This window comes from Calothrix sp. CBUCES-K 9914 (assembly GCF_059640475.1).
Map to the genome: position 1 here is coordinate 1 of NZ_JBXXZH010000388.1, position 6,156 is coordinate 6,156.

The 6,156-nt window shown below is 40.1% G+C and carries 8 protein-coding genes; 1 reads left to right on the top strand and 7 read right to left on the bottom strand.

The window, feature by feature from the left end; genetic code table 11:
• On the top strand, positions 1-313 hold a 313-nt coding region (locus tag AC2JBO_RS42005), incomplete at its 5' end, for a L,D-transpeptidase (RefSeq protein WP_496959561.1).
• Between the two features lie 263 nt (positions 314-576).
• On the opposite strand, the gene hxlA is transcribed toward AC2JBO_RS42005, so the two are convergent.
• The 7 genes from hxlA to AC2JBO_RS42040 form a co-directional block, all read right to left on the bottom strand.
• The gene (gene hxlA / locus AC2JBO_RS42010) at positions 577-1,212 is read right to left on the bottom strand and encodes a 3-hexulose-6-phosphate synthase (RefSeq protein ID WP_496959562.1); all 636 of its coding nucleotides are present in this window, start codon (positions 1,210-1,212) and stop codon (positions 577-579) included.
• Positions 1,213-1,243: 31 nt separating this feature from the next.
• Positions 1,244-1,798: a 6-phospho-3-hexuloisomerase gene (gene hxlB, locus AC2JBO_RS42015; protein WP_496959563.1), complete on the bottom strand. Its 555-nt coding sequence runs from the start codon at positions 1,796-1,798 to the stop codon at positions 1,244-1,246.
• Between the two features lie 7 nt (positions 1,799-1,805).
• Positions 1,806-2,435, bottom strand: a complete 630-nt coding sequence (locus AC2JBO_RS42020) for an isochorismatase family protein (protein WP_496959564.1) — start codon at positions 2,433-2,435, stop codon at positions 1,806-1,808.
• Between the two features lie 6 nt (positions 2,436-2,441).
• Complete coding sequence (locus tag AC2JBO_RS42025; RefSeq protein WP_496959565.1) at positions 2,442-3,122, bottom strand: isochorismatase family protein; 681 nt, start codon at positions 3,120-3,122, stop codon at positions 2,442-2,444.
• A gap of 14 nt (positions 3,123-3,136) precedes the next feature.
• Complete coding sequence (locus tag AC2JBO_RS42030) at positions 3,137-3,643, bottom strand: DsbA family protein (RefSeq protein WP_496959566.1); 507 nt, start codon at positions 3,641-3,643, stop codon at positions 3,137-3,139.
• A gap of 259 nt (positions 3,644-3,902) precedes the next feature.
• Positions 3,903-4,532 (bottom strand): response regulator, encoded by a 630-nt coding sequence (locus AC2JBO_RS42035; protein ID WP_496959567.1) that lies wholly within the window; start codon positions 4,530-4,532, stop codon positions 3,903-3,905.
• The coding region (locus AC2JBO_RS42040; RefSeq protein WP_496959568.1) for a GAF domain-containing sensor histidine kinase at positions 4,529-6,156 on the bottom strand (1,628 nt) is incomplete at its 5' end. The genes AC2JBO_RS42040 and AC2JBO_RS42035, both read right to left, overlap by 4 nt.

Consider the following 6,156-nt stretch of genomic DNA (forward strand, 5'->3'; position numbering starts at 1 on the left):
TCCCATAGCTGTTGGCAAGTCTGGTTGGGAGACTCCCAAAGGTGTTTACAAAGTATTCGAGCAAGAAATCAATCCTATATTTAAAAGCTTCAAAACCGGACGAATAATTCAACCAGGCCCGGAAAACCCATTAGGTCCTCGCTGGATAGGTATTTGGACTGATGGTAAAACGAGATTAGGTTTTCACGGTACAAACCAACCAGAATTAATTGGAAAAGCCGTGTCTCATGGTTGTATTCGGATGCACAATAAAGATGTAATAGCGCTGTTTGATAAAGTGAAAGTAGGCACAGTTGTTAAGGTTGAACCTTAAAAACTTTCTTCTGTACCGTTTTGTACATTTTGTACGGTGGGCAGTGCCCACCCAGCCCTTTTGATGCGAATCCATGTACTACAAAGCAGCACCTGTAAAATAAGATAAAATACCTGGGAATGAATCGGAAGGAACTGTTATATAAGCGTTGGAGAAGGTAACACCACTATTTTCTAGGCTTAAGATATTCGGAATATCTTTTTGTAAATTTGGGTCAGCTAAATCTGCCGCACGTAGTCCGTAAATAAATAGTGTTTATTCTTTTATGCAGCGACTACACTGATTTGATTATGTAATTTGCGAGCTATTTCTGCTGGTGATGTTGCGCTGTAAATGGCGCCTCCAACAGCAGCAACCTCGGCGCCTGTTGCTTGAACTTGGTTTATAGTAGTCTCATTAATTCCACCTGCAACTGCGAAAGGAATACCAACTGTATCTTTAACAACTCTTAATTCATTAAAGTCCCAGTGATGATGCGCTTGTTCGTCTAACCCCCAGTGCATTTCAAGTGATTGAATTCCAATTTGTTTTAATTCTTTCGCGCGTTGTAAACGGTCACTAACTCCAATCATATCTGCTGTCACAAATTTTCCATATTTCTTAGCAGCTGCAATTGCTCCTCTTAGTGTGGCATCATTTGCAACAGCTAAAACAGTGGTAATATCGGCGCCTGCTTGGAATGCTAGTTCTGCTTCAAGTTCACCAGCATCCATTGTTTTCATATCGGCAAAAATTAGTTTGTCAGGGTAAGCTTGTTTAAATGCGGTTACAACTCGCAGCCCTTCTTGTTTAATTAATGGTGTTCCTGCTTCTATAATGTCTACATATTGTGCAACTTCTTTTAGTAAGTTTAGTGCTTGCTCAAGAGAGACTAAATCAATAGATACTTGAAGTTTCATAGAAATACCTCACTGTTTTTTATTTGAATATCTATTCAAGATTTGCGTGAAGGCTGTACAATGTTTCTGCACTTTTATTTGTTTTTTGTGCCATCACGCGAAATAGTGCATCTAAAAGTAATAGCGTTGATTGTTCAAATAATGAACCTGCAAATTGTTGAGAATGCTCATGGCTATAATCTTGTTTTGCAGCTGCATCTAGATGAATGACAATATCTGCTATTTTTCCTAATGGGGAGTCTGGTTGAGTTGTAATGCTAACAATGCGCGCGCCTATTTCTTGTGCTTTTTGTGCTATTAATAATACGTTTCCTGTGGTGCCAGAACCAGAGCAGTCAATTAACAAATCATTTGCTTGAATTGAAGGCGTAATGGTTTCTCCAACAACAAAGTCTTGACAACCTAAATGCATTAATCGCATTGCGAACATTCGCATTACTAAACCACTACGACCTTCCCCTGTAACAAAAATCCGTTTAGACTGTGAGATTACTTCGCCTAATTTTGTGACGGCACCGAAATCGATATTTTGTAAGACTTGTCGATTCTCGGAAAGAATCAAGTCAATTGCTTGATGTATACTCATGGGTTTATTACTTAGAAGCCACATAATTAAGATGAGCAGCAATGTAACCAAAATTAGGAAGATGTTTGGCGTATGTGTTGCCTGTTGATGCAGCTGTGGGTAATGACCAATCTTTTTGAAGCTCTGCTATTACCATGTTAGTGTTGGCAATCTTTACTCCTGCCTGACTCATTCGCAACATCGCTGCAAACATTGCCTGTTGATTAACTGTTCCAGATGCATCCATTACTGCATAAACATCATAAGCATCTGCGACTGCTGCAATTGCGGGAAAAGTTAAACAAACATCGGCGGTAACACCTGCCATAATTAATTTGCTGCGTCCAGTTTGCTTGACTGCTTCTACAAATTTTGGGTCATTCCAAGCATTAATAATAACGCGGTCAATGATTGGTACGTCTGGTAATGTAGCTACTAATTCCGGAAACAATGGACCATTGGCGCCGTTAGGGTTGCTCGTTGTCAGGAGTGTTGGTAAATTGAAGACTTTGGCAGCATCTGCTAACCATAGCGCATTATTTTTTAAGTTAACTGAATCAAGGTCAGTGATTCCAAATGCCATCGTACCAACTTGATGGTCAATCAAAAGCATTGCGGCATTATCGGGAGTTAATTGCTCGTAAATGTGATTTGACATATTTCTTTATACTCTTGCTTGTGCTTTTTCTACTTGTGCTTTGGTTTTTTCCATATTGTTGGATAACATGCTGTAGAAAGGTAAATGCTCTCCAAAAATATCTAAGGTGCCCGATGCGCTTTGATTACGCCAATCTCGTTGTAACATTGCAGTGACTACAGCCCAGTTGGATACAATGCACCCCGCTTGTTGAAGTCGTAGGATAGTACTTAACTCGGACATCATATCCCAACACCCAGATGCATCATAAATACACCAAACGTCATAACCTGCTTGTTTTGCCGAAATAGCAGGGAAATATAAACAGATATCTGTAGTCACACCTGCCATAATTAACTTCTTGCGACCTGTAGCTTCAACAGCTTTCACAAAGTTTTGGTCATCCCAAGCATTAATTGGACCAGGACGAGAAACTACATCTACCTCTGGAAACATTTCTGCAAGTTCTTTCATTAAAGGACCATTTGGACCTTCAGCATAGCTAACTGTAATTACAGTTGGTAATTTATGCAGTTTGGCTGTTTTGGCAAGAGCAAGTACATTACTGCGAAACTGGTCGAGTCGTATATCTTGTACACCCAACATTGTGCCTGTCTGATGGTCAATTAATAGCATTGCGGCATTGTCAGGTGTTAAAAACTCTAAGTATGCATCGTTGTTATTATGTCCGTTTGTTGCGAATACCATGTTGTTTCCTCTATTTAAAGCTGTTCAATTTGTTTTGCTATTTCGGCAGATAATGCGGCACATTCCCCGTCATAGCGAACCCCATTAATAAAAAACGTCGGTGTTTTCCTGACTCCGCTTTTAATACCGCTATCTACATCTTGCTGAACTCGTTCAACGTGAACATCGCTCGCTATATCTTGTAAAAATCGATTTACTTCAAGACCTAGCATCACGGCATATTCAACTAAATAACCATTACCAAGGGCGCCTTGATTTTGAAATAAACAGTCGTGCATTTGCCAAAACTTTCCTTGCTTGGCTGCCGATAAAGCTGCTTCTGCTGCATGTTGGGCATGAGGATGAATATCACATTGCGGAAAATGTCGAAATACAAAGCATAAATCATTTGAGAATTGCTGCTGTAATGTTTGGATTACAGAATATACTTTGCCACACTCTAAACACTGATAATCACCATACTCAACAAGTGTTAGCTTGGAACCTAGCGGCGCCCCTCGGCAATAGTCGCGGTTACTCACAGGAATCAGAAGAAACACAGTGTTGTTTGTAATGGGATAACTTTAAGTATGTTTGTTTGAAGCGAACAAGTCATCCACAAAGCTAACAGTAAGTTTCTAAACTTTAGATTGGCTGAAAACCTCTACTAAAGTTCAGTTCACGATTTATTAATTTTTGTAAGGTGGTTTAAGCCACACTACAGTAAATTTAGGTGCCTATTAGTCTATGTCAAAAGCTTTGGGAGGTAGGAAAATTGAACCAGTTTGCAGTATATATCAATTATTCAAGACTGACTAAACCACGTTTGAGTCCAAGAATTACAGCTTGAGTACGGTCGTTAACGCCTAATTTGCTTAATATATGATTAACGTGATATTTAACTGTACTTTCGGCAACTACTAATGCACTGGCGATATCATGATTATTGTTGCCCATAGCCATTAATCGTAATACTTCTCGCTCGCGGTCACTTAATTGGGGACTGATTGTATGTTCTGCTAGTTTGGCTGCAATTGCGCTTGGTAAGCAAATTTTTCCTGCGTGAACTGTGCGAATACAGTTGAGCAATTCATCAATTGTAGCATCTTTAAGTAAATAACCTTTGGCGCCTGCTCTTAGTCCCTGATAAATAGCTTCGTCGGCGTCGTAAGTTGTTAGTATTATTAAACGTGCGTTTGGCTCGTGTTGTCGAATGGCAGCAATTGCTTCAACAGCGTTCATTTTCGGCATCCGTAAATCAAGTAAACACACATCTGGACGAACATCACAAAAGTGGTCAACAGCTTCTTGCCCATCAGAAGCTTCGGCAATAACCTGCATATCAGGTTCATCTTCGACCATTGCCACGAGTCCTTTACGTACTACAGCATGGTCATCCGCAATCAAAAGCCGTATTTTAGACTCATTCATGTTTCAACCTCGGTAATTGGATTTGCGTTTATTGGAATTGTGACTGAAATTTGGGTGCCTTGTCCAACGTCGCTACAAATCATTAATTGTCCACTAATGCGCGATGCTCGTTGTTGCATACTTATTAAACCAAACCCACGGGTTACTGCGCTGTTGTATAATACAAATCCTTTACCGTTATCACTTATTCTCAAGGTTAAATATGCTTCTTGCCAAATTAAATCGAGCGTAATTTTAGGCGCCTGAGCATGTTTAAGCGCATTAACTACAGCTTCTTGAGCAATTCGTAAAAGTTCGCGGTCTACTTCGGGGGAAAGGTCGTGAGGTTCTCCTTGTATGTTTATTTCAATATTTGTGCAGCTTCTTAAATGTTCAACCCAACTATGTAACGCAACACTTAGGTCTGCTTGTTCAAGCGCTTGCGGACGCAGTGCCCAAACCGAGCGACGGGCTTCTTGTAAACTGGAACGTGCTAAAGTTAGAGCATTATCTATACAGGATTGAACTTTGATGAAATTTTGATTGGCGCCTGCTCTACTTCCAGCTTCCAGGTAAGTGATAATACCTGTAAAACCTTGCGCTAGGGTATCATGTATTTCTCCTGCCATGCGGTTACGCTCTTCTAGTAACACATTAATTTTAGCTTCCTCTGCCATTCGTAAAAGCTGAATTGCTAATGTTGCCTGATGCGCTAAAGCTTGTGTAAGTTCTATTTCTTCTGCTTGAAGTTGGCGTTTTTCATGAAAGCGAACGGTAAAACTACCAACAATTTCTGAACCTAGCAACAATGGTACTCCCAATAGAGCTTGTACACCCAAACTTTTAAAGAATTGACGTTGACCCTTGCTTACTTTCGGACATTCAAAAACATCATAAAGCACAGGAACGCGCGAGTGAATATGGTCTTTAAGTATTAAATCTCGCGATAAATCTGTTCCGCGTATCCATTGATTTGTTAATAAATGGGCATTTTCTGGCGTTGCAGGAATAATGTTACCATTTAGATAAACTAAGTTGATAGTAAAAGTATTTGTGCTTTGATTATATAGCCAAAGCGCGGCAGAAGATGAGCCTAAATGTTCAGTTGTAACTTTTAAAACATGACCTAACGATTTATCCAGTTCTGGTTCGGTTGCCAAAACATCAAGCGTTTTCTTCAATGCTGTGTTAGCAGTTGCAAGTTGAGCAACACGTTGTTGAGCAGCTTTTTTTTGTTCTTTGCTAATTGCAGCTTGTTTTGCCTCCTTTGATAATTGTGCGATACGCAGTGCTAAAGCTGCATGTTGTGCTAATGTCCCACATTGCTCTAACTTAGTAGAGTTATCGTCCTGGTGAGACGTAAAGCATAATCCTAAAAATCCTAGTGCTTGTTCTCCAACTAACATTGGAATAGTGGCAACCGTTTTGTGCCCCATTTGACTATGCCAAGGTATACTAAATAACCAGTGTTCGGGCTGAGAATTGTTGATGTCCATCCAAATAATTCTCTGTTCCTCACCAAGTATGCGCCATGCATCAGTGATATCAGCAGCAACAGGTTGGCGCCAAATAGCAACGCGCTCATCGCTCTTCATATCAATAACTTCATCACCCAATACAAACGCGACCATCTGTAAAGCATGAA

Excerpts from the sequence above, each read along its gene's own strand:
- hxlA (WP_496959562.1), bottom strand. The coding sequence starts at position 1,212 with ATGAAACTTCAAGTATCTATTGATTTAGTCTCTCTTGAGCAAGCACTA.
- hxlB (WP_496959563.1), bottom strand. The coding sequence starts at position 1,798 with ATGAGTATACATCAAGCAATTGACTTGATTCTTTCCGAGAATCGACAA.
- AC2JBO_RS42020 (WP_496959564.1), bottom strand. The coding sequence starts at position 2,435 with ATGTCAAATCACATTTACGAGCAATTAACTCCCGATAATGCCGCAATG.
- AC2JBO_RS42025 (WP_496959565.1), bottom strand. The coding sequence starts at position 3,122 with ATGGTATTCGCAACAAACGGACATAATAACAACGATGCATACTTAGAG.
- AC2JBO_RS42035 (WP_496959567.1), bottom strand. The coding sequence starts at position 4,532 with ATGAATGAGTCTAAAATACGGCTTTTGATTGCGGATGACCATGCTGTA.